General features: G+C 70.8%; 18 protein-coding genes. 6 read left to right on the forward strand and 12 right to left on the reverse strand.

Annotation, left to right across the window (positions count from 1 at the left end; translation table 11 throughout):
- The 7 genes from HHL19_RS38315 to HHL19_RS33070 all read right to left on the reverse strand — a co-directional run.
- Positions 1 to 115, reverse strand: a 115-nt coding sequence (locus tag HHL19_RS38315) for a biotin carboxylase N-terminal domain-containing protein (protein ID WP_161198291.1), incomplete at its 3' end; no start/stop codon positions are given.
- Between the two features lie 219 nt (positions 116 to 334).
- Positions 335 to 1744 carry an adenosylhomocysteinase gene (gene ahcY / locus HHL19_RS33045; RefSeq protein ID WP_169094075.1) on the reverse strand — a complete coding sequence of 470 codons (1410 nt, stop codon included), beginning with the start codon at positions 1742 to 1744 and terminating at the stop codon, positions 335 to 337.
- Positions 1722 to 2618, reverse strand: coding sequence for a methylenetetrahydrofolate reductase [NAD(P)H] (gene metF / locus HHL19_RS33050; protein WP_346768510.1), 897 nt, complete (start codon positions 2616 to 2618; stop codon positions 1722 to 1724). The genes ahcY and metF overlap by 23 nt, the downstream gene beginning before the upstream one ends.
- Positions 2619 to 2659: 41 nt before the next feature.
- Complete coding sequence (gene metH, locus HHL19_RS33055) at positions 2660 to 6127, reverse strand: methionine synthase (protein ID WP_169094076.1); 3468 nt, start codon at positions 6125 to 6127, stop codon at positions 2660 to 2662.
- A complete protein-coding gene (locus tag HHL19_RS33060; RefSeq protein ID WP_169094077.1) occupies positions 6124 to 7107 on the reverse strand; it encodes a carbohydrate kinase family protein in 984 nt (327 codons plus the stop codon). The genes metH and HHL19_RS33060 overlap by 4 nt, the downstream gene beginning before the upstream one ends.
- A gap of 48 nt (positions 7108 to 7155) precedes the next feature.
- Complete coding sequence (gene metK, locus HHL19_RS33065; RefSeq protein WP_169094078.1) at positions 7156 to 8379, reverse strand: methionine adenosyltransferase; 1224 nt, start codon at positions 8377 to 8379, stop codon at positions 7156 to 7158.
- 351 nt (positions 8380 to 8730) lie between these two features.
- Entirely contained in the window at positions 8731 to 9738 is a 1008-nt protein-coding gene (locus HHL19_RS33070) for a ScbA/BarX family gamma-butyrolactone biosynthesis protein (protein WP_240982031.1), read from the reverse strand.
- Positions 9739 to 10055: 317 nt separating this feature from the next.
- On the opposite strand from HHL19_RS33070, the gene HHL19_RS33075 reads away from it, so the two are divergent.
- Positions 10056 to 10838 (forward strand): response regulator transcription factor, encoded by a 783-nt coding sequence (locus tag HHL19_RS33075; RefSeq protein ID WP_169094079.1) that lies wholly within the window; start codon positions 10056 to 10058, stop codon positions 10836 to 10838.
- A 126-nt stretch (positions 10839 to 10964) separates the two neighbouring features.
- Positions 10965 to 11591 carry a ScbR family autoregulator-binding transcription factor gene (locus HHL19_RS33080; protein ID WP_169094080.1) on the forward strand — a complete coding sequence of 209 codons (627 nt, stop codon included), beginning with the start codon at positions 10965 to 10967 and terminating at the stop codon, positions 11589 to 11591.
- A gap of 7 nt (positions 11592 to 11598) precedes the next feature.
- On the opposite strand, the gene HHL19_RS33085 is transcribed toward HHL19_RS33080, so the two are convergent.
- Positions 11599 to 12177, reverse strand: a complete 579-nt coding sequence (locus HHL19_RS33085) for a TetR/AcrR family transcriptional regulator (protein WP_240982032.1) — start codon at positions 12175 to 12177, stop codon at positions 11599 to 11601.
- 574 nt (positions 12178 to 12751) lie between these two features.
- On the opposite strand from HHL19_RS33085, the gene HHL19_RS33090 reads away from it, so the two are divergent.
- Positions 12752 to 13672, forward strand: a complete 921-nt coding sequence (locus tag HHL19_RS33090; protein ID WP_169094082.1) for a potassium channel family protein — start codon at positions 12752 to 12754, stop codon at positions 13670 to 13672.
- 86 nt (positions 13673 to 13758) lie between these two features.
- On the opposite strand, the gene HHL19_RS33095 is transcribed toward HHL19_RS33090, so the two are convergent.
- Positions 13759 to 14862, reverse strand: coding sequence for an FUSC family protein (locus HHL19_RS33095; protein WP_169094083.1), 1104 nt, complete (start codon positions 14860 to 14862; stop codon positions 13759 to 13761).
- 202 nt (positions 14863 to 15064) lie between these two features.
- Here HHL19_RS33095 and HHL19_RS33100 point away from each other — a divergent pair, with 202 nt between their 5' ends.
- From HHL19_RS33100 to zwf, 3 genes are read left to right on the forward strand one after another with little or no spacing between them, the layout of a single operon-like run.
- Positions 15065 to 15976, forward strand: coding sequence for an aldose 1-epimerase family protein (locus HHL19_RS33100; RefSeq protein WP_169094084.1), 912 nt, complete (start codon positions 15065 to 15067; stop codon positions 15974 to 15976).
- A gap of 51 nt (positions 15977 to 16027) precedes the next feature.
- On the forward strand, positions 16028 to 17491 hold the full coding sequence (locus HHL19_RS33105) for a sugar porter family MFS transporter (RefSeq protein WP_169094085.1): 1464 nt from the start codon (positions 16028 to 16030) through the stop codon (positions 17489 to 17491).
- Between the two features lie 45 nt (positions 17492 to 17536).
- The gene (gene zwf, locus HHL19_RS33110; RefSeq protein WP_169094086.1) at positions 17537 to 18958 is read left to right on the forward strand and encodes a glucose-6-phosphate dehydrogenase; all 1422 of its coding nucleotides are present in this window, start codon (positions 17537 to 17539) and stop codon (positions 18956 to 18958) included.
- A gap of 64 nt (positions 18959 to 19022) precedes the next feature.
- Here zwf and HHL19_RS33115 read toward each other — a convergent pair whose 3' ends face one another.
- From HHL19_RS33115 to HHL19_RS33125, 3 genes are read right to left on the reverse strand one after another with little or no spacing between them, the layout of a single operon-like run.
- On the reverse strand, positions 19023 to 20423 hold the full coding sequence (locus HHL19_RS33115; protein ID WP_240982033.1) for a saccharopine dehydrogenase NADP-binding domain-containing protein: 1401 nt from the start codon (positions 20421 to 20423) through the stop codon (positions 19023 to 19025).
- The gene (locus tag HHL19_RS33120; RefSeq protein ID WP_169094088.1) at positions 20377 to 21810 is read right to left on the reverse strand and encodes an NAD(P)/FAD-dependent oxidoreductase; all 1434 of its coding nucleotides are present in this window, start codon (positions 21808 to 21810) and stop codon (positions 20377 to 20379) included. Before HHL19_RS33120 ends, HHL19_RS33115 begins: the two co-directional genes overlap by 47 nt.
- Positions 21807 to 23573 carry a DUF3556 domain-containing protein gene (locus HHL19_RS33125; RefSeq protein WP_169094089.1) on the reverse strand — a complete coding sequence of 589 codons (1767 nt, stop codon included), beginning with the start codon at positions 23571 to 23573 and terminating at the stop codon, positions 21807 to 21809. Before HHL19_RS33125 ends, HHL19_RS33120 begins: the two co-directional genes overlap by 4 nt.
- Position 23574: the final 1 nt, after the last annotated feature.

The raw sequence follows: 23574 nt of genomic DNA on the forward strand, positions 1-23574 counted from the left end.
GAGCGTCCCGGTCCGGATCGGCGTAGACGGCTACGCTCGCGATCCCGGCATCCCGGCAGGCACGGGCGACACGAACAGCGATTTCGCCACGGTTGGCGATGAGCACCTTGCGCACGATGGCTCCCTCACTCTCTTAGAGCCACAAGCCTCCTAGGAGCCCCATATCCGCTTCAATGGACCGCCCTCCAGAAATGGGACCGGATCGGCAAGAGAGCGCAACACTTCCCCACCGAGGACAGGGGAACGTCAAATTCTCGTCAAACGCGGAAAAAGAATCCGCGCAGGCCGAATTCCTCGCGGAAGCCGGCCTGCGCGGACGGGGGGCGGTGCGCACTCAGTAGCGGTAGTGGTCCGGCTTGTACGGGCCCTCGACCTTCACGCCGATGTACGCGGCCTGCTCGGGGCGGAGGGTCGTCAGCTTCACGCCGAGCGCGTCCAGGTGGAGGCGGGCGACCTTCTCGTCCAGGTGCTTCGGCAGCGTGTACACGTCCGTCGGGTACTGCTCCGGCTTCGTGAACAGCTCGATCTGGGCCAGCGTCTGGTCCGCGAACGAGTTCGACATCACGAACGACGGGTGACCCGTCGCGTTGCCCAGGTTCAGCAGACGGCCCTCGGACAGGACGATGACGACCTTGCCGCCCTCGAACGTCCACGTGTGGACCTGCGGCTTCACCTCGTCCTTCACGATCCCCGGGATCCGCGCCAGACCGGCCATGTCGATCTCGTTGTCGAAGTGACCGATGTTGCCCACGATCGCCTGGTGCTTCATCCGGGCGATGTCGGACGCCATGATGATGTCCTTGTTGCCCGTCGTCGTGATGAAGATGTCCGCCGTCTCCACCACGTCCTCCAGGGTGGCGACCTGGTACCCGTCCATCGCCGCCTGCAGCGCGCAGATCGGGTCGATCTCCGTCACGATCACACGCGCGCCCTGACCACGCAGCGACTCGGCGCAGCCCTTGCCGACGTCGCCGTAACCGCACACGACGGCCGTCTTGCCGCCGATGAGGACGTCCGTCGCACGGTTGATGCCGTCGATCAGCGAGTGACGGCAGCCGTACTTGTTGTCGAACTTCGACTTCGTCACGGCGTCGTTCACATTGATCGCCGGGAAGAGCAGGGCGCCGTCCCGGTGCATCTCGTACAGGCGGTGGACCCCGGTGGTGGTCTCCTCCGTGACACCCCGGATGCCGGCGGCGAGCGCCGGCCAGTCCAGCGGGCTGTTCTCCAACAGGGCGCGGACGACGGCGAGTTCCTCGTTCTCCGCCTCCGGAAGCGCCCCGGTCTTGCGGTACTCGACGCCCTTGTGGACGAGGAGGGTGGCGTCACCGCCGTCGTCGAGGATCATGTTCGGGCCGTCGCCGGCGGGCCAGGTGAGGGCCTGCTCGGTGCACCACCAGTACTCCTCCAGGGTCTCGCCCTTCCAGGCGAAGACCGGGATCCCGGCGGCGGCGATCGCGGCGGCCGCGTGGTCCTGGGTGGAGTAGATGTTGCAGGACACCCAGCGGACCTGGGCGCCGAGGGCGACGAGCGTCTCGATGAGGACGGCGGTCTGCACGGTCATGTGCAGGGAGCCGGTGATGCGGGCGCCCGCCAGCGGCTGGGACTCCGCGTACTCGCGGCGGATCGCCATCAGGCCGGGCATCTCGTGCTCGGCGAGGGTGATCTCCTTGCGGCCGAAGGCGGCCAGGGACAGGTCGGCGACCTTGAAGTCGGTGAAATCAGCGGGCGGCTGCGAGGACATGCGATGTGCTCCTTGGTTGCGTTGCACGGGAGTTCAGGACGTTGCGGTGGATCTCAAGCGTCGCCGTCGACTTGTTGAGCGTGATGTAGTGCAGGCCCGGAGCGCCCTCCCCGAGGAGGCGCTCGGCCATCGCGGTGGCGTGCTCGACGCCGATGCGGTGAGCGCGCGCCGGGTCGTCCTTGGCGGCCTCCAGGCGGTGCGCCAGGTCCTCGGGGAAGGCGGCGCCGCTGAGTTCGGCGAAGCGGCGGATCTGCCGGACGTCGGTGGCCGGCATGATCTCGGGGATGATCGGGGTGTCGCAGCCGGCGGCGGCGACCCGGTCGCGCAGCCGCAGGTAGTCCTCCGGGTCGAAGAACATCTGGGTGATCGCGTAGTCGGCGCCCGCCCCGCACTTGGCGACGAAGTGGCGGATCTCGCTCTCCCAGTCGGCCGAGCGCGGATGGCGCTCGGGGAAGGCGGCGACGCCGATCCTGAAGTCGCCGAGCGAGCGGACGAGTTCGACCAGCTCATGGGCGTAGGTGAAGCCCTCGGGGTGCGGGGTCCAGGGGCCCATGGGGTCGCCTGGCGGGTCCCCGCGCAGGACGAGCACGTCCCGGACGCCGGCGTCGGCGTACTGCCCGATGATGTGCCGGAGTTCGGCGACGGAGTGGCCGACGGCGGTGAGGTGGGCGACGGGCCGGAGCGTGGTCTCGGCGGCGATCCGCTTCGTGACCTCGACCGTCCGCTCCCGGGAGGAGCCGCCGGCGCCGTACGTCACGGAGACGAAGTCCGGCCCGAGCGCCTCCACGCGCCGGATCGCGTCCCACAGCGTCCTCTCCCCTTTGTCGGTCTTCGGCGGGAAGAACTCGAAGGAGAAGGTGGGTGTCGGATTCACAGGCGTCGGGTTCACAGACGCCGGGTTCACAGACGTCGGGTTCACAGGCGTCGGCCTCCCGCGTTGAAGTAGCTGGCCTCCGGGTGGTGGACGACGATCGCGTCCGTCGACTGCTCGGGATGGAGCTGGTACTCCTCCGACAGCTCGACCCCGATCCGCTCCGGCCGGAGCAGGCCGGCGATCTTCGCCCGGTCCTCCAGGTCGGGGCAGGCCGGGTAGCCGAGGGAGTAGCGGCAGCCCTGGTACTCGGTGCGGAGCATGCCGGCGAGACCCGCCGGGTCCGCGCCGCCGATGCCCCACTCGCGCCGCACCCGCGCGTGCCAGTACTCGGCCAGCGCCTCCGCCAACTGCACGGAGAGGCCGTGGAGTTCGAGGTAGTCGCGGTAGGCGTCGGCGGCGAAGAGCCGGGCGGTCTCCTCGCCGATCCGGGGACCGACCGTGACCACCTGGAGGGCGACGGCGTCGGTCTCGCCGGTCTCCTCCGCCCGGTGGAAGTCGGCGAGGCAGAGCCGACGGCCGCGCTCCTGCCGGGGGAAGGTGAAGCGGGTCCGCTCGCTCCCGTGCTCGTCCAGGACGATCAGGTCCTCGCCCTTGGACACGCAGGGGAACCAGCCGTAGACCACGGCCGCCTCCACCAGGCCCTCCCGCTCGACCCGGTCGAGCAGCGCCCGCAGCCGCGGCCGCCCCTCGGACTCGATCGACGCGGGGTCCTTCAGCCCCCACTGCCCCTTGAACAGCGCGCCCTCGTCGAGCCAGGAGGCGTAGTCCTTGAGCGGGATGCCCTGGACGACCCGGGTGCCCCAGAACGGCGGGGCGGGGACGGGGTTGTCGGTGGCCACGTCGGAGCGGCCGCCGGGCTCGGGCTCCCGCACCTCCAGGACCACCTCCCGCTTCGGCACCCGCCGCTGCTTCAGCTCGGGGAGTACGGCTCCGGGAACGCCCCGCTTGACGGCGACGAGGGCGTCCATGAGGCGCAGGCCCTCGAAGGCGTCGCGGGCGTAGCGGACCTCGCCCTGGTAGATCTCATGGAGGTCCTGCTCCACATATGCCCTGGTCAGGGCGGCGCCGCCGAGGATGACGGGGTACTTCTCCGCCAGCCCCCGGGCGTTCAGCTCCTCCAGGTTCTCCTTCATGATCACGGTGGACTTCACGAGGAGCCCCGACATGCCGATGACGTCGGCCTTGTGCTCCTCTGCCGCCTCCAGGATCGCGGAGACCGGCTGCTTGATGCCGATGTTGACGACGTCGTAGCCGTTGTTGGAGAGGATGATGTCGACGAGGTTCTTGCCGATGTCGTGGACGTCGCCGCGCACGGTGGCGAGCACGATCGTGCCCTTGCCGTCCGCGTCGGACTTCTCCATGTGCGGCTCCAGGTGGGCCACCGCCGTCTTCATCACCTCGGCCGACTGGAGCACGAACGGCAGCTGCATCTTGCCCGCGCCGAACAGTTCGCCGACCGTCTTCATCCCGTCGAGCAGCACCTCGTTGACGATCTCCAGCGCCGGCCGCACGCCGAGCGCCTCGTCGAGGTCGGCCTCCAGGCCGTTCTTCTCGCCGTCGATGATCCGCCGCTTGAGCCGCTCCTCCAGCGGCAGCGCCGCCAGCTCCTCCGCCTTGCCCGCCTTCAGGGACTTGGCCGTGGCACCCTCGAAGAGCGCCATCAGCTTCTGCAGCGGGTCGTAACCCTCGGCACGCCGGTCGTAGATCAGATCCAGCGCGGTGGTGACCTGCTCCTCGTCGAAACGGGCGATCGGCAGGATCTTCGAGGCGTGCACGATCGCCGAGTCCAGACCCGCCTTCACACACTCGTCGAGGAAGACCGAGTTCAGCAGGATCCGCGCGGCCGGATTGAGACCGAAGGAGATGTTCGACAGACCGAGCGTCGTCTGCACCTCCGGGTGGCGCCGCTTCAGCTCTCGGATCGCCTCGATCGTCGCGACACCGTCGCCCCGTGACTCCTCCTGGCCGGTACAGATGGTGAAGGTCAGGGTGTCGATGAGGAGATCCGACTCGTGGAACCCCCACTTCTCCGTCAGGTCGGCGATGATTCGCTCGGCGATCTCCACCTTCTTCTCGACGGTACGGGCCTGGCCCTCCTCGTCGATGGTGAGGGCGATCAGCGCCGCGCCGTGCTCCTGGGCGAGCCGGGTGACCTGCACGAAGCGGGACTCGGGGCCGTCGCCGTCCTCGTAGTTGACGGAGTTGATGACCGCACGGCCACCGAGCTTCTCCAGACCCGCCCGCAGCACCGGCACTTCGGTGGAGTCGAGCACGATCGGGAGGGTCGAGGCGGTCGCGAACCGGCCCGCCAGCTCCTCCATGTCGGCGACGCCGTCACGGCCGACGTAGTCCACGCACAGATCGAGCATGTGCGCGCCCTCGCGGATCTGGTCCCGGGCCATCTCCACGCAGTCGTCCCACCGGCCCTCCAGCATGGCCTCGCGGAACTTCTTCGACCCGTTGGCGTTCGTCCGCTCGCCGATGGCGAGGTACGAGGTGTCCTGCCGGAACGGGACATGGCTGTACAGGGACGCCGCGCCCGGTTCCGGCCGGGGCTCCCGTGCCGCGGGCTCCCTCCCCCGTACGCGCTCCACGATCGCCCGCAGGTGATCCGGAGTCGTACCGCAGCAGCCGCCCACCAGCGAGAGGCCGTACTCGCGCACGAACTGCTCCTGCGCGTCGGCCAGTTCGACCGGGCCCAGCGGGTAGTGGGCGCCCTCGGAGGTCAGTACCGGCAGCCCCGCGTTCGGCATCACCGACAGCGGGATCCGGGAGTGCCGGGACAGGTAGCGCAGGTGCTCGGCCATCTCGGCCGGGCCGGTGGCGCAGTTCAGGCCGATCATGTCGATGCCCAGCGGCTCCAGGGCCGTCAGGGCCGCCCCGATCTCGGAGCCGAGGAGCATGGTGCCGGTGGCCTCCACCGTGACCGAGACGATCAGCGGCACGTCGGCGCCGAGCGCCGCCAGGGCGCGGCGGGCGCCGATGACGGACGCCTTCGTCTGGAGCAGGTCCTGCGTGGTCTCGACGATCAGCGCGTCGGCGCCGCCGGTGAGGAGGCCCTCGGCGTTCTGCTGGTAGGCGTCGCGCAGCACCGTGTACGGGGCGTGCCCGAGGGTCGGCAACTTGGTGCCGGGACCGATGGAGCCCAGGACCCAGCGCTGCCGGCCGTCGACGGCCGTGAACTCGTCCGCGACCTCACGGGCGACCCGGGCCCCGGCCACCGACAGCTCGTGGACGCGGTGGGCGATGTCGTACTCCCCCAGCGCCGCGTGATTGGCACCGAAGGTGTTCGTCTCCACGCAGTCGACACCCGCGGCGAAGTACTCACGGTGCACCGAGGCCACGATGTCCGGCCGCGTGAGATTGAGGACCTCGTTGCAGCCTTCGAGGTTCTCGAAATCCTGGAGGCTGGGTTCCTGGGCCTGGAGCATCGTGCCCATGGCGCCGTCGGCGACGACGACCCGCTCGGCGAGTGCCTCGCGGAGGGCGGTCGCGCGGCTCGCGGTCATGACCGCGCTCCCCACGACGGTTCGACCTCCCGCGCGGCCTCCTGGCCGTACGCGGCGGCGAACACCTCCGTCAGCCGGGCCGCGTCGGTCTCGTACGCCTGCGAGCCGACCGTCTCCAGGGCCGCGCCCGCCACCACGCAGCCCAGCCTGGCGGCCGTCCGTTCGGACAGGCCGCGGCTGAGCGCGGTGAGGAACCCGGCCCGGAAGGCGTCGCCCGCGCCGGTCGGATCCAGCGAACGCACCCCGGGGACGGCGGGCACGACGAGCGGCTCCTCGCCCCGGCGGTCGATGCGGACTCCGGCCGCTCCCAGCGTGGTCACCCAGGCGCCGACCTTGTCGAGCACGTCGTCCTCCGTACAGCCCAGGCGCTCCAGGACCAGGGCCTTCTCGTACTCGTTGGTGAACAGCCACTCGGCGCCCTCGACCAGGCGGCGCACCTCCTCGCCGTTCAGCCGGGCCAGCTGCTGCGAGGGGTCGGCGGCGAAGGGCACGCCGTGGTCCCGGCACTCCTGCGTGAAGCGCAGCATGGCCGCGGGCTCGTTCGGGCAGACGAGCACCAGGTCGGGGCGGGCGGGGCCGGACAGCATGCCGTCCAGGCCGGTGTCCGCGGCCTCGGCCATGGCGCCGGCGTAGAACGCCGCGATCTGGTTGCCGTCCTGGTCGGTGAGGCACATGAACCGGGCGGTCTGCCGTGTCGTCGACACGTGGACCGCGCCGGTGTCGACACCGTGCCGCTTGAGCCAGAGCTCGTACTCGGCGAAGTCGTCGCCGACCGAGCCGACGAGCTGGGGGGTGAGGCCGAGGCTGCCCAGCCCGAAGGCGATGTTGGCCGCCACTCCTCCCCGGCGTACTTCGAGGTCGTCGACGAGGAAGGACAGCGAGAGGTGGGCGAGCTGGTCGGGGACCAGCTGGTCCGCGAACCGGCCGGGGAACACCATGAGATGGTCTGTTGCGATGGATCCAGTCACCGCGATGCGCACGTCGTCACTCCTGGGATAGGGGCTCTCAGGCCGTCAGGCACGTCACTGTCAAAGCCCTGCGGCGGCCTTCAGCTGCGCGGCCCGGTCGGTCCGCTCCCAGGTGAACCCGTCGTCGTCGCGGCCGAAGTGCCCGTACGCGGCGGTGGCGGCGTAGACGGGGCGCAGCAGGTCGAGGTCGCGGATGATGGCGGCCGGGCGCAGGTCGAAGACCTCGCCGATCGCCCGCTCCAGGTCCTTCTGGGGGACGGTGGCGGTGCCGAAGGTCTCCACGAAGAGGCCGACCGGCTCGGCCTTGCCGATCGCGTACGCGACCTGGACCTCGCAGCGCTCGGCGAGTCCGGCGGCGACGACGTTCTTGGCGACCCAGCGCATGGCGTAGGCGGCCGAACGGTCCACCTTCGACGGGTCCTTGCCGGAGAAGGCGCCGCCGCCGTGGCGGGCGTAGCCGCCGTACGTGTCGACGATGATCTTCCGTCCGGTGAGGCCGGCGTCGCCCATGGGGCCGCCGATCTCGAACTTTCCGGTGGGGTTCACCAGGAGGCGGTAGTCGTCGGTCGCCAGCTTGATGCCGTCGGCCGCGAGCTGCGCCAGCACGTGCTCCACGACGTGGAGCCGGATGTCGGGGGCGAGGAGGGAGTCCAGGTCGATGCCCGGGGCGTGCTGGGAGGAGACGACGATGGTGTCCAGGCGGACGGGCCGGTCGTCCTCGTACGCGATGGTGACCTGGGTCTTTCCGTCGGGGCGCAGGTAGGGGACGATCCCCTCCTTGCGGACCTCCGTGAGGCGGCGCGACAGCCGGTGGGCCAGGTCGATCGGCAGCGGCATCAAGGAGGGGGTCTCGGCCGACGCGTAGCCGAACATCAGGCCCTGGTCGCCGGCGCCCTGCTTGTCCAGCTCGTCGCCCGCGTCCTTCCGGGAGGCGCCCTCGACGCGCTTCTCGTAGGCGGTGTCCACGCCCTGCGCGATGTCGGGCGACTGCTGGCCGATGGAGACGGAGACGCCGCAGGACGCCCCGTCGAACCCCTTCGCGGAGGAGTCGTATCCGATGTCCAGGATCTTCTCGCGCACGAGGGTGGCGATGTCGGCGTACGCCGAGGTCGTCACCTCGCCCGCGACGTGCACCTGGCCGGTGGTGACCAGGGCCTCCACCGCGACACGGGAGTTCGGGTCCTGGGCGAGCAGCGCGTCGAGGATGGTGTCGCTGATCTGGTCGGCGATCTTGTCCGGATGTCCCTCGGTGACGGACTCCGAGGTGAAAAGGCGTCGGGACATGGCTCTCCTGAGTGACGAGGGCATGGGTGAGTCGGGGGACGGTGCGGTGAGCAGGGTCCGGCTCAAGCATGTGCGGGGAGTGCGGCCGGCCTCCAGACGATCCGTTGCAGGACTCTGTCGGGATCGGCAAGCGGCCGGTGGCACTTCCCGGTGCCGCCAAGTCGGGGTCAGATCTTTGCCAAGAGCTCCGGGTCCGGTGGCTGGTCCACCGGACCCGGAGCGTCGGTTCGCAGGCGGGGCGGTACGTCGTGGTGCCGGGGTTCGTCCGCCGGCGCCCTCACCCGAGTCGACGGCGTACTCGGCGACGGCGTACTCGGCGACGGGTACGCGTGCTGCGGGGCGGACGACGGATCAGCGGGTCCGGGGCGCCACGACGAGGTCGGTGGTGAAGACCGGCTTGCCCCGCTGGGTTCCTTCCACCCTGACCGGCACGCCGTCCGCGCGTTCGCCCGGAACGGTCCGGGCCTCGATCCAGCACGGCGCCTCGAACTCGGCGTAGCAGGTGAAGGTGCTCCTCAGGCCCAGCACCAGCGCGTCGGGCATGCCGCTGACCGCGTGCGCGGCCTGGCGGGCGGCCTCCAGGAGGACCATGCCCGGGACGTGGTCCACCGGGTGGTCGAAGTAGGTGGGGTGGGCGGTGTCGACCCGCAGTTGCCAGCGGCCGGCCGTGCCCGGCGCGGGCACGCCGAGCACGACGTGCCGGGGGCTGGTGTGCCCCACGAGGGCCGGCTCGACGGCCGGTGGCATCGGTTGATCGCTGTGGGTGGGCGTGTCGCCGCGCAGCCGCTGGAACACCTGCGGGCTCATGCACCTGAAGGACGCCTCGGCGGTGCCGAGTCTTCTGCCGTCCCGCTCCACGGTGACGACGTAACCCATGGAGGACAGCGCGCCGTTGCGGCGGACGATGTCCCGGCACTCGGTGCGCAGGACGACCTCGGTGGGCGTGTTCCCCGCCCGCAGCAGCTCGGGTTCGAGCGAGACCGACATGTCCCGCATCAGGAACTGGTGGCCGAAGGGGACGTCGAACTCGGCGTGGGCCAGCAGGGATCCGACCTGTCGCACCGACTCGATCAGGAGCAGCGGGTCCTGGAACTCGCCGTCGCGGGCGAACAGGGAGTGGCTGCGCGGCCATTGGGCGCGGACCACGAAGCTCTCGGAACCGCCCCGCGGGTCGACGGGGCCGATGGCGTCCCACCCCGTCAGGAAGACCTCGGAGACCGCCGCGCGGTGGACGTACTCCCGCGGGACCGTCGACGTCAGGCGCTGCGCCGGGACCCGGGTTAAGTCCTGCTCGACCACCGAGACCCGTCCCGTTCCCATGGCCCGTGCCGTGGACGACTGCTCAGCGAAGTGCGGCATGTGCAGGACTCCTGTCGTATGCGGGCAGGGGACACCTACGGCACGCCGTCGCCCCCCGCTGCGGCAAACCTTCCGTGCCCAACATACAGACAGGTCTGCGTGGTCCTGGTTAACAACTTCCCAAGCTTTTTGGATCACCTGTCCCAGACGCGGTGCCATCTAGCACGCCGCAGCCACTTCAGGGCACGTATTCACCCAACGGGGCCCTTGACACGCGGGGGTGGAAGCCCCTTGACATTCAGACACGTCTGTTTGTTATCTTCCTCGTCGCCGACTGCAGCGCCCCAGCCGCTGCGGCCACGCCACAGGAGGAACAGATGAATCGGCAGGCCGTGGATCTCCTCACTTCGCCGACCGAGCACGCCCGCCCCCGACATCCACAGGGCGGCCCCTCCCGGCCCCACTTCGCCGCCTCCCCGACCCCTCACCGGCAGGAAGGACTACGCGTCCTGGTCGTCGAGGCCAACACCCGGGACGCCGACACGCTCCTCCAGGGACTGACCAGGCAGGGATATGTGACGCAGAGTGCGAAGAACGGCGCCCAGGCGCTCCGCTCCCACTCCGACGCCGACCTCGTCCTGCTCGACCTCGACCTCCCGGACCTCGACGGGCTCGAAGTGTGCCGGGGCATCCGCACCGTCAGCGAGACGCCGATCATCACCGTGACGGCGCGCGACTCCGAGCTCGACCGCGTCCTCGGCCTGCAGGCCGGGGCGGACGACTACCTGGTCAAGCCGTACGGGTTCCGGGAGCTGCTGGCCCGGATGGAGGCCATCATGCGGCGGGTCCACCGCCAGACCACGCCGGCGCGCGTCGCCGTCCACCTGGGCCTGCGCGTCGACGCCGACGCGCGGACGGCCACGCTGGACGACGAGCCGCTGGACCTGACCCGCAAGGAGTTCGACCTGCTGTTCCTGCTCGCCTCGCAGCCGGACACCGTGATCTCGCGCCGCCAGATCATGGCCCAGGTCTGGGGCGACGCCTGGTCCCCCCGGGGCCGTACCATCGACACCCACGTCGGGACCCTGCGGGGCAAGCTCGGCTCCAGCGAGTGGATACACACCGTCCGGGGCATCGGCTTCCGCCTCGGGTGCCCGTAATCGGGCCGGGAGAGGCCGATCAGCGTCGATCCGCCTCCGTCCCGCCTCCACCCCACCGCAGCCCCGCGTCACGTTGCGTTAAGATACAGACAAGTACGTCAAAATTTTTCGCGGCGAGAGAGTGACATGGCCAAACAAGAACGGGCACAGCGGACGCGTCAAGCCATCCTCACCGCCGCGGCGGAGCTGTTCGACGAGCGCGGTTACGACTCGGCGAGCACCACCGACATCCTGGCGCGGGCCGGCCTCACGCGCGGGGCGCTGTACCACCACTTCCCGTCGAAGGAAGCGATCGCCCTCGCCCTGCTCGACACGCACATCGACGCGCTCCAGGTGGAGGAGCAGCCGGTGAAGCTCCAGAGCCTGATCGACCTGACCTTCAGGTTCGCCCAGCAGCTGCAGAGCGATCCGGCGCTCCGCGCCAGCGTCCGCCTCTCCGTGGAGCAGTCCTCGTTCGCCGCGTTCCAGACCGGCTACGAGCAGTCCATCGAGGTCATACGGAGCCTCCTGCGGCAGGCCATGGACCAGGGCGAGATGCTGCCCGGTCTCGACATCGACGAGGCGACACTCTTCATCGTCGGCGCCTACACCGGCGTCCAGACGATGGACCAGGCGTACAGCGGCCGCGCCGAGCTCATCGACCGGATCGGCTCCCTCTGGCGCTTCGTCCTGCCGGGCCTGGCCACCCCCGGCCTCATCAGCCGCCTGCGGACCACACCCCCGGCGGGCGCCCCGCGGCCTTCGTCGACCTGAAGGCCGCTCAGCCCTCCGCGGGCCGCGGCACCGACGGCCGAGCCCGCACCACGCCGCGACCGCCGGAATCACCGGAACCGCCATCGGAATCGAACAGCGCCTGCAGCATCGGCCACAGCCGGTCCACGCTGCGCCCCTCCCACCACCTGGGGTCACTGCGCCCCAGGGTCTCCACGCCCGCGGCGAGCAGCACGACGAGATCGGCGAGGTCCTCGACCGGGTACGCGGCCCGCCGCCCGGCGAGCACGAGGCGCTCGTGGAGCATGGCCAGCATCTGGTCCCGCAGCCGGGGCGACTGGAACGTCCCGTCGCCCGCCAGCTTCATCCCCGCCCGCACGATCGGATCCGTACGCAGCGACTCGCCCAAGGTGACGAGGAAACTCCGCAGGGCGTCCGCCGGCTCCCGGCCGAACGCCTCGTCGATGAGCGCGACGATCCGGTGGTGCGCCTCCTCGTAGACCGCGGCGGCCAACATCGCGGTGGAGGCGAAGTGGTGGTAGAGAGCACCCCTGCTCACCCCCGCCCTCTGGCAGACGTTGACCAGCCCCGCATCCGAGGCCGGCCCGTCCGCGACCAGCTCGGCCATGGCCCGCACAAGCGCTTGCCGGGTCCGGTGCGACCGGGTCTGCATGGCCCCTCATTTCATGGCATCAGTCGAATGTTCAACCCCCCGGGCGTGACAGCCACGCGGAATCATACAACACTGTCTCTTCTGTGGCAGCCCTCTCCCGCTCCTCCCCACCACCAGGCACAGCGACAGGACTCTTTCGCCGGAATCACGGCCACTTGTCGCCCGGCCTCCCCCCGATCCACCCCCTGCGCCGAGTAAACAAAACAGGGAAGTCGGTTTACACCCCTCCCCCACCGCCGCCAAGCTCCCCTCTCCGCCCCCAACCGACTGAACTCCCCCCGCTCGACAGCCCATCCCCACCCCCTACCCCCCCTCCAGCAAGCCTCAAGAACTCCTCAAGGGCGCCTCAAGCACAACTCCAGCGCGACACGACCACGCCACCCTCACGAGGCGGCCGAGGGCGGCGAACACGCCTTCGGAGACGGGGGCGACCCGACCTGGACGATGAGCCACCTCTCCCCGCCGTACCACCACCAAGGGCAGGGACTGGGACGCGGTTGCGGCGTCCCGGTTCAGGTCCCCGTACCGGATGCGCGGCCCGTTCCGGATCATCCTGTGGCGGCTCGCACTCGCCTTCGGGCTCATCGCCCTCGCCGCCGCCGTGGTCTTCCTCGGCCGGAGCGGCTACCGGGACTCGGCGGGGCACCCGGTCGGCCGGCTGACGAGCTTCTCCTACGCGGCGGTCACGCTCACCACGATCGGGTACGGGGACGTCGTTCCGGTCAGCGGGACGGCGCGGCTCGTGAACACTCTGGTGATCACACCGCTGCGGCTGGGCTTCCTGCTGATCCTGGTCGGCACCACGATCAGCGCGCTGACGGAGCGGACCCGGGCCGAGTGGCGTGAGCAGTCCTGGAGGCGCAAGGTGCGGGGACACACGGTGGTGGTCGGCTACGGCACCAAGGGCCGGGCAGCGGTGGTCACGCTGCGGGCCCGTGGAACCCGGCCCCGGGAGATCGTCGTGGTCGACGTCAGCGCGGCGGCGGTCGACGAGGCGAACCGCCACGGTCTGGTCGGCATCGTCGGCGACGGCACCCGTACCGACGTGCTCGAACGGGCCGAGCTCGGCCGGGCGGGGCACGTGCTGATCGCCACCACCCGCGACGACACCGCGGTCCTCGCCGCGCTGACCGCCCGCCGGATGAACGGCGCCGCCGTCATCACCTCCGCGGAGACCGCCGGCCATCTGCTCGGCGTCGCCTCGCTCAGCCCGGCGGTCGGCACCGTCCTGGAGGAACTCCTGTCCACCGGGCTGGGCCTGGAGATCGCCGAGCGGCCTCCGGCCCCGGCCGAGGTCGGCCACGCCCCCGGGCAGATCGCCGAGCCCGTCCTGGCCGTGGTCCGGGACGGCAGCCCGTTGCGCTACAACGACCCCCGGATCGGCGCGATCCGCCCCGACGACCGCCTGGTCACCGCCCGCGAACCGCGCCGGGGCCCGTCACCGGACTGAGCCACGGGCTGTTCCCCGGGCAGGGGCAGGGGGCAGGGGGCAGGGGGCAGGGAGTCGGCCGTGGAGGGGGCAGCCGTGGAGGGGGGTCAGCCGTGGAGGGGGGCGTCCGTGGCGTGTTCCCGTACCGCCCTTTCCGCCTCCTCCTCGGACACCCCGACGACGACGAGCAGGTCGCGTACCGAGAGTCCCAGGGCGAGTCGCGCCGCCTCGGCCCGCGTCCCCGCCTCCTGCCGAGCGCTTGCCCCGTTGCTCGTATCCGCACCGTTCCGCGTATCCGCCTCCGCGGGGAAGCGCGCGGCCACGGCGAGCGCGGACCGGACGCAACGGTGGCGCGCGGGGGCGTCGGGCGCCGCCGCCGCGTACGTCTCCAGCACATCGGCCAGCTCTTGGATGCCGGCGTCGAGCGGTCCCTCGGTGCCGGGTCCGGGCTCGGCGGCGAGACGGGCCAGGAGCAGGCAACTGTTGCCCAGCATGCCGAGCCGCAGCGCGGCCTTGCTCATGGCCTGGACCGAGCCCCGGTGCAGGCGCCAGCGCGGGGTGCGCCGGGCGACGTTCACCATGTCGGTACGGGCCTGGTCCACATCGCGCAGGAGCTGGTACAGCGTGCGTGATTCCAGCGGCAGCACCTCCTCGGGATCGCCGCCGTGGCCCCGGACACCGAGCCGCAGGAGCCTGGCCAGTCCCCGCAGGGCGGCGTTCTCCGCCCGGCGCAGCAGCTTCAGCGGGTGGACGGGGAAGAGGAGCTGGCTGAAGATCAGGGCGACCGCGGCCCCCACCAGCACGTCCTCGATCCGTTCGATCCCGGCCAGTTGCCCGGACGCGACGGCGATCACCGCGCTCACCCCGGCCTGCGCCATGGTCACCCGTTCGCCGTCGAGCACCAGGGCGGCCAGCAGGGCGACCAGCACCGCGCAGCCCACGGCCACGGCCCCCGCCGTTCGGCCGAGCAGTACGTACGCGGCCTGACCGATCAGCACGCCGCACACCACTCCGAACACCACACGCACGGCGTTGGTGCCGCGGCCGCCCAGCTGGGTGTTGAGCGCCACCAGCGTGGCGATCGGCGCGAAGAGCGGCACGTGGTGGTCGAAGAGGATGCGGGCGACCCACCACGACAGGCCGCACGCCACCCCCTGCTGCGCCACCGGCCACAGCTGGCCGCGGGCCCGCTCCCATGCTCCGGCGATCATGGTTCTCTGCCGCTCCGGTCCCACCGACGCCCTTCCCCGCGACCCCTCGGCCCGTCGCGGACGGACCTGGCACCAGAACCTTCCGCGTCCGCACCCCGGAACGCACCGGCCGGAAGCCGTACGGCCCAGGACGCTCACCCGATCTGTGGATGCCGGGCCCCGAGCCCGTGGGCACGCGGCCCTCCGGGATATCCATCGCTCCATGGACATAGCCACGACGGGGGAACAGTTCCGCCTGGAGGCGGGTGACTACCGGGCGACGATCACGGAAGCCGGCGCGGGCCTGCGTGAACTCAGCCATCAGGGGGAGCCCCTCCTGCTCTCCTACAGTGCCGACGAGCCGGCCCCGGCCGCGTTCGGCCAACTGCTGATCCCCTGGCCCAACCGTGTGGACCACGGCCGGTACACCTTCGACGGCGCCGAGTACCAGCTCGACATCTCCGAGCCCGAACTGGACTGCGCGATCCACGGCCTCGTCCGGTGGACGACCTGGCGCCCGGTCCAGCGGGATCCGCAGCGCGTCACCCTCACCTACGGCCTGCACGGGTCGACGGGCTACCCGTTCCGTCTCGACCTCGGCGTCACCTACTCGCTGGACGCCGACACCGGCCTCACCGTCCGGGTCGTGGCCCGCAACGTCGGCAGCCGTCCCGCCCCTTACGCGCACGGCATGCACCCCTATCTGACGGTCGGCGACCCCCTCGACGAGTGCGTGCTGACGCTGCCCGGCCGCCGCTACCAGCCGGTCGACGAGCGGATGATCCCTTCCGGCCCGCCGCTGGACGTGACCGGAACGAAGTACGACTTCACCACCGCGCGCCGGCTGGGGGCCCAGACGGTGGACCTCGCCTTCACCGACCTCGACCGCGATGCCGACGGCCGAGCCTGGGTCCGTCTGGAGGGTTCCCGGCGCAGCGTCCGCTTCTGGCTGGACGATGCCCAGCCGTGGTTGGAGATCTACACCGCGGACCGGGTGCCGGTCGCGTCACGGCGCGGTGGCCTCGGGGTGGAGCCGATGACCGGGCCGCCGAACGCGCTGGCCAGCGGCACCGACCTGATCCGCCTGGCGCCCCAGGAGTCGTACACGGGCAGCTGGGGCGTCGTCCACGGCTGACGCCGGCCAGGCATCGCAACCGCACGACGGCACAGAGTGTGAGGACACGAGATGGTGCAGGGCTTCTCCCGGGAACCGGGGACGCACGGACCGGTGACGACGCCGTCCCCGGCCGGAATCCGGAAGATCACATGGTGGGCGGCCGCGATCGCCGTGGGCGGCTTCCTGTTCGGCTTCGACACCGGCGTGGTCTCCGGCGCGCTGCTCTACATCCGGGACGACTTCGGCCTGAACTCCTTCCAGCAGGGCAGCGTCGTCAGCGTCCTGCTCATCGGCTCCGTGATCGGCGCCATGGGCGCGGGCAAGCTGGCGGACCGCTGGGGCCGTCGCCGCCTGCTCGGCGTGGCCGGCGGCGTCTTCCTGGCGGGGACGGCGGTGGCGGTGTTCGCGACCGGGTACGGGATGCTGCTGACGGCCCGCATCGTCCTGGGCCTGGCGGTCGGCACCGCGTCCGCGCTCGTACCGGTCTACCTGTCGGAGATCTCGCCCACGGAGATCCGCGGGCGGCTCCTGACGATGAACCAGCTGATGATCACCGTGGGCATCCTTGTGGCCTACCTGGTGAACCTGGTCTTCGCCGACGGCGGCGACTGGCGTGCCATGTTCGCCTGCGGGGCGGTACCGGCGCTGGTGCTCGTGGTGGCGGCAGCGTGGTTCCTGCCCGAGTCCCCGCAGTGGCAGATCGAGCACGGCCGGGCCGCCGAGGCCCGGGACGTGATCGCGTCGGTGTCGGATCCCGCCACGGCCGACCGGATCGTGGAACGGGTCCAGCGGCGCATCACGGACGACCGCGCCAAGCGGCCCGCGTCCGGGAACGGGAGCGGGAGCGGGAGCGGGAGCGGGCGGGGCCTGTGGGCGCCCGACTTCCGCCCCGCCCTGGTCCTCGGCCTGACGCTGGCGGCGGTGCAGCAGTTCGGCGGCATCAACACGATCATCTACTACGCCCCGACGATCATCGAGCAGACCGGCCTGAGCGCCTCGAACTCGATCTTCTACTCGGTCGCGATCGGCGCCATCAACCTGCTCATGACCCTGGTGGCGATCAAGTTGGTGGACCGGGTCGGCCGCCGGCCGATGGTGCTGGTCTCGCTGGCGGTGATGGCGGTCTCCGTCTTCCTGCTCGGCCTGGCGTTCGTCGCAGACTTCTCCTCGGGCCTCACGCTGCTGTTCATGGTGGTCTACATCGCGGCCTTCGCCGGCGGCCTTGGCCCTGTCTTCTGGACGCTGATCGGCGAGATCTTCCCGCCGTCGGTACGGGCCGAGGGCTCCAGCGCCTCCACCGCGGTCAACTGGGTCTCCAACTTCATCGTCAGCCTGGCCTTCCTGCCGCTCGCCAACGTGCTGGGACAGGGAGAGACCTTCTGGATCTTCGCCGGGATCTGCGCGCTGGCCTTCGTCTTCGTGTCGCGCTTCCTGCCGGAGACACGGGGGCGGGGCCCGGAGGAGATCGAACGCGACCTGGACCACCGCTTCGGCCGCGATCCGAACCCCCCGAAGACGGCCCGCGTCCCCTGACATCCCGCCCGTCCGGGCGGCCCGACATCGAGGAACGACCAGCCCATGACCGAAACCACCCTGCCCCCGGCCCGCCTGGAACCCTCTGACGCCCTGGTCCTTTACGGAATCTCCGGCGATCTCGCTCACAAGATGCTGCTGCCCGCGCTCTACCAGCTCGCCGCCGCGGGCCGGCTGGACGTGCCGGTGATCGGTGTGGCGGCGGCGGACTGGGACGACGAGACGCTGCGCACCAAGGCCCGCGAAGCCGTCACCGCCACCGGGACGGTCATCGACGAAGCGGTCTTCGCCCGCTTCGCCGCCGGACTGTCGATCGTCACCGGCGACTTCGCCGACGACGCCACCTTCGAGAAGCTGCGGAAGGCGGTCTCCGGCTTCGGGTTCGTCACCCACTACCTGGCGATCCCGCCGAGCCTGTTCACCACCGTCGCCGCCGCGCTCGCCCAGGCGGGCCTGAACCGCGACGCCCGTCTCGTCGTGGAGAAGCCCTTCGGTCACGACGGGGCGTCCGCCCGCGCCCTCCAGGCGGACCTCGGCCGGTACTTCGACGACGACCACCTGCTGAGGGTCGATCACTTCCTCGGAAACGCGGCGGTGGAGTCCCTGATGGTGGCACGGTTCGCGAACACCCTGCTGGCCCCGATCTGGCACCGCGCGTACGTCGACAACGTCCAGATCAGCCTGGCCGAGGACTTCGACGTCGCCGACCGCGGCTCCTTCTACGACGCGGTCGGCTGCCTCCGCGACGTCGTGCAGAACCACCTGCTCCAGGTCCTGGCCCTCCTCGCGATGGACCCGCCCAGCACCGCGAACCCGGCCGCGCAGGGCCTGGAGAAGTGGCGGGTCCTGCACGCGGTGCGGCCGATGGACCCGGCGACGACGGTACGGGGCCAGTACCGCGGCTACCTGGACGTCCCCGGCGTCAAACCGGACTCCACGACCGAGACCTACTTCGCCACCACCCTGTACGTGGACAACTGGCGCTGGGCGGGCGTCCCCTTCCATCTGCGCAGCGGCAAGTCCCTGGCCGTGTCGGCCACCGAGGTGGTGGTCGAACTGCGCCGGCCGCCCCTGGAGCTCTTCCGGGGCAGCGGCGAGCGGCAGGCCGCGCCGAACCTGGTCCGGTTCCGGATCGACGGGGACACCGGCATCCGGGCGGACCTGCTGATCCGCAAGGGCACGGAGGGCGCGGGCCCGGTCCAGGTCCCGATCGGGGTGGACTACGGAAAGCTCTTCGGACGCCTCGATCAGCCCTACGAGACCATCCTCGGCGGCGCCATCGGCGGCGATCCGGAACCCTTCGCGTTCTACCCGGCGGTCCTGGAGTGCTGGCGCATCGTCGACCCGGTGCTCGACCCGTCCGCTCCCCCGCTGCCGTACGACCCGGGCACCTGGGGCCCCGCCCCGGCGGCCCACCTCCCCGGCCCCTCCGGCTGGCACCCCCTGGGACCGACCCTCTTCCCCTGAACCGCCGACCCGCCTTCGCCCGGTGGATCACTGTTCGGGATCTCCGCGGCACGAGGGCACGCGCTCATTCACCGATGGCCGCGTCGCGAGGGCTTCCTCCAGCAGGGCCTTCCACCGCGCGCCGGGAAGCCTCGTCCGGGAAGTGGTAACCGTCTTCGATGGTGTGGTCGAGCGGAGCGCCGTGGGCTCCGAGCTGGTCGTAGAACTCCTGCGGAACGACCCAGTCCTCGGGGCTCAGGACGCCGACGTGCCGGCCCGCGTCGCGGAGGGCGAGCACCGCGAACGCCGCGATGCAGGCGCCGGTGGCCGCGGCCATCGAGTCCCAGGAGCCGGGCTTGGTGGCATCGGCGAATCCGCGCTTGTAGAGCGTGACCGGCTTGCCGTCCTTGAAGCCGGTGGCCCGGGCGACCAGTCCGCCGAGGAAGGGCGGGTGGTGTCCCCGCAGGCTGTCGGCGACGAACCGCAGCAAGGTGCCCCACGAGCTCTCCTTGTCCTTGACCTGTCGGCGCATCCCGCTCCAGGCGGCGCGCCAGCCCTGCACGCTGCCCTTCCCTCCGGCGAGGATGTCCTGCAGGAAGGCGACGCCCTCGTCCATGGTCATCCGGCCCTCGTGAACAGCTTTGGCCACGCCCTTCATCAGGCCGTTGACCGACTGGGGGTGGAAGCCGCCCAGGCAGCGGATGCTGCGGGCATCGGGGTAGCGGCGGGGCAGCGTCACGGACTCCGGGTGGCCGATCTCGTAGATCCGGAAGTCACCCAGGGCACGTCCCATCGGCCAGACCTCGCTGGCGACGTACGCCTCGACCGTGGTGGCCTTGCCGTCCCGCCAGGTCTCGATCGGGCCGGCGCAGGCGTGCAGGAGGTGTTCGAGGACGGCCGGCGCGAACGGTTTCTCCCCCTCGTCACCGGAACACCACACCGCGTCGAGCGTCTCGACGGTGTCCAGCCGGCCGGCGACATCGCCGGCGAAGACGTTGCTCAGCCCCGGGCTGGCGCCGCATCCGATGTAGCAGGCGATGCCGGCTTCACGGGCGCGCTGGTCCTGGGACATCGAGTGGATCGTGCTGCTGTTGTCGTCGTCGATGTCGAGGTAGTCGACTCCGGTCGCCAGGCAGACGTCCAGTACGGGCTGTGCCGTCCGCATGTAGGGACCGGCCGCGTTGATCACGAGGTCCGCCCCCTCGACGGCAGCCGTCAGGGCGGCGGCGTCGAAGAGGTCGACCCGAGCAGTAGTGGCCCGGCCCTGGGGCAGGGAGGAGGCCAGCGCGGCGAGCTTGGCGGTGTTGATGTCGCTCAGCGTGAAGTGCAGGTCCGGCTCGTACCGCACCATCTTCTTGATGGCCTCGCCGATCATGTCGCCGGCGGCACCGATCACGACCACGCGCTTGGGCTGGTTCTTCATGGCCTTCTGCTTCCTGTCACTGGTGGTCTCGTGCGGGACATGCGAGTTGGCCGAGGGCGGCATGCGCGGCGTTGTACCCGCACATGCCGTGCGCGCCCGGCCCGGGTGCGGTGGCGGCGGAGCACTGGAACATGCCCGGGATGCCGAGGGTGTACGGCGAGGCGGAGATCCGCGGTCCGAAGACGAGCCGGCGGACGTCCTTGGCGCCGGTGACGATGTCGCCGCCCACGTAGTTCTGGTTGTAGGCGGCCATCTCGGTGGTGCTCCGGACGGACATGCCCACGATCCGGTCGCGGAAGCCCGGGGCGAAACGCTCGAACTGCGCGATGATCGCCTCCGTGGCATCGCCGGTGTAGCCGTGCGGCACATGGGCGTAGCTGTAGACCGGGTGCACGTCCTGGGCCGAGCGCTGCGGGTCGGCGAGGTACTGCTGCCCCACCAGTACGAAGGGCCGCTCGGGCATCCGGCCCTGGGCGATTGCCTTCTCGGCGGCGAGCGTCGCCGCGAAGGATCCGACGAGGTGGACGGTGCCGGCCGAGCGGGCGGCGGTACTGGACCAGGGGACGCCGCCCTCGACGGCGAAGTCGACCTTGAAGGCCCCTGGGCTGCGGCGGAAGTGCCGAAAGGCGCGTGCGGTGCCACGCGGCAGCCGGTCGCCCAGGATGTCCGCGATCGACTCCGGGGTGAGGTCGAAGATCGTGATGTCGGCGCGGGGCAGTTGCTCGGCCCGCTCGATGCGGACACCGGTCTCGATCTTCGCTCCGAGGTCGTGGAGGAGAGCCGCCATCGCGTCCGGGATCGAACGGCTGCCGCCCGCGGCGACGACCCAGCCGTTGTGGTGGCCGCCGGTGATGATGCCGATGCCGATCGCCGAGCTGAGCGGGCGGGTCAACGGCTGGTAGGCGTGTGCGGCGATGCCGGCGAACAGCGCCCGGGCCTGCTCGGTACGGAACCCCCGGGCGAGCATCGCGGCCGGCAGCAGCGTGGGCAGCCCGAACCGGGCGAGCCGCACCGGGTGCCGGGGCACACGTACCAGCGGCCGCATGATGTCCTCGGCCAGGAGCTCGAAGTCCGCGGCGTTGCGCTCGAAGAGCCTCCTCCAGCGCGGACCGTCGACGCCGAGTCCCGCCGCGGTCTCTCGTACCGAGGTGCGCAGGACGCCCGCGGAGCCGTCGTCCAGCGGGTGCGCGCAGTCGATCTCCGGGCGAAGCCACCGCAACCCGTAGCGTTCGAGTCCCCGGGTCCTGAAGAAGGTGGAGGAGGGCGCCATCGGATGAAACGCCGCGCAGTGGTCGTGCAGCAGCCCGGGCAGGATGCTCTCTCCGCTGCGGGTGCCGCCGCCGATCTCGTCGGCGGCCTCCAGGACCGTGACCTCGATGCCCTGGGCGGCAAGCTCGACGGCCGCGGCGAGACCGTTGGGGCCGCTGCCCACGACCACGGCGGTCGTCATGCCGTCACCGTCCGGTCGGACCGCCAGGTGATGTCCAGGGGGATCGGGCCGTTGGGCAGCCACGGCTGCTCCGCCACGCAGTCGGCCACCTGCCAGGTGCCGCGCCGGGTCACCCCGAGCGCGCCGTCGAAGACGAACCACTCCTGATGGGACGCGTGCACCGGCTGGGACTCCACCCAGGCGACGACGAACTCTCCGGGCTCGAAACCGCAGTGCTCGCGCAACGCCTCCAGGAAGCGGATGCCGTGGAGGTGACCGTCGCCGAAGTTCCACCCCAACACCAGGTTCGCGCCCGTCTCGCCCTCCCAGACCTCCCGGGTGTCGAGGTCGTCCCCGAGGTAGTCGCGGAGCACCGAGATCAGGCCGCGTCCCTGGCTGTGCATCGAGCGCCAGGCCACGAACAGGTCGATCATGATTCTGGCCGTGTCCCGGGGGACGCGCAGGGCGGCGAGCTGCTCGGAATGCAGGGCCACGGGCATGCCGGCCTTCTTGAGCTTCTGGTCGGCCCCGGGCGTGAACGTCCAGACCGCGGAGGCCCAGTTGCCGGCGTACTGCCGCATCGACGGCAGGAAGGAGACCAGGTCGGGGCGCAGGTTGCCGAGAACCGGGAAGAACAGCAGAGCGGCCGCGAAGACCGGCAGCATCCAGGGCTCGCTGAAGTCGAGGATGCCGTAACCGTCGCCGTTCGGGTGTCCGGCGAACAGAGCGACCGCGATGAACCCGAAGAGGATGTTCCATTCGAGCGGGACCGCCAGCGGGAACGTCGAGGTGATGAAGAGGTGGAAGGCCACCATCGAAGCCACGCCGAGCAGCGTGACGGTCCGGTCGGTCGTGAACAGCAGCACCAGCGGCACCGCCCACTCGGCGATGGTGCCGAGGACATGAGCCATGAACCACCCCAGTCTTGAGGGGCGCAGGTCGCGGGGGAAGTCGCGGTAGTGCCGCCGCTTCAACGACTTCCACGCCCAGGGAGTGTTCGACACCATCGGGGGCACCACGTTCTCGAAGTGCTTGCCGATCTTGGAGAACGCGGCGCCGCACCAGATGACGACGATCAGCAGCTTGCCCGCGATCACCATGTCGTGCGGTGCGAGGATCGCGAAGAACACCATGGCGGGGAGGTACTGCTCGCCCCGGCCGCACAGGAAGACGACCTTGTCCCGCAGACCGAGGACGACGAGAAGCACGATCGGCGCGATCAGTGCCCCGTGCCGGATCACCCCACCGGCCGCGTCCGGGAGGGGCTCGCCGTACGGCACCCCGGGGAGGACGAGTGCGATCACGAGACTGGTCACGTACGCGACGTAGAGGACGGCATCGAAGCGGGTCCGACGCGTGCCGCCGGTGAACGGAACCCGGCCCGGCCAGGGCGCCATCCGCAGCAGGCCCGGCCGCACGAAGTAGCGCGCTCCCCCGTAGAACGGCTTGAAGTGGCCGGTCAGCGGCCCCCACGCGCCGCCGATGCCGACGACCTCGAGGAAGGCGGCCCAGAGCACCAGCTTCTGATAGACGATCGGCTCGTCCCACCAGGACCCGACGTCCAGGATGGAGCCGACGCCCGGAGAGGTGAGGGTGACCACGAGGAGACCGCCGAGCGACGACATCAGCAGGAACTTCGCGATGTAGATCAGGTGCAGGGCTTTCGGGCTCCCGTAGCCGTTCTCGGCCCAGAAGGTGGTCAGGATCCGCATCCGCTCGCCCAGCGGCAGCGTGACGAACTCGCCCGGGTCGACGGGCGGGAGGGTGGGCTTGGTGAAGGGCATG

Source organism: Streptomyces sp. R302, assembly GCF_012927245.1.
GTDB lineage: Bacteria > Actinomycetota > Actinomycetes > Streptomycetales > Streptomycetaceae > Streptomyces.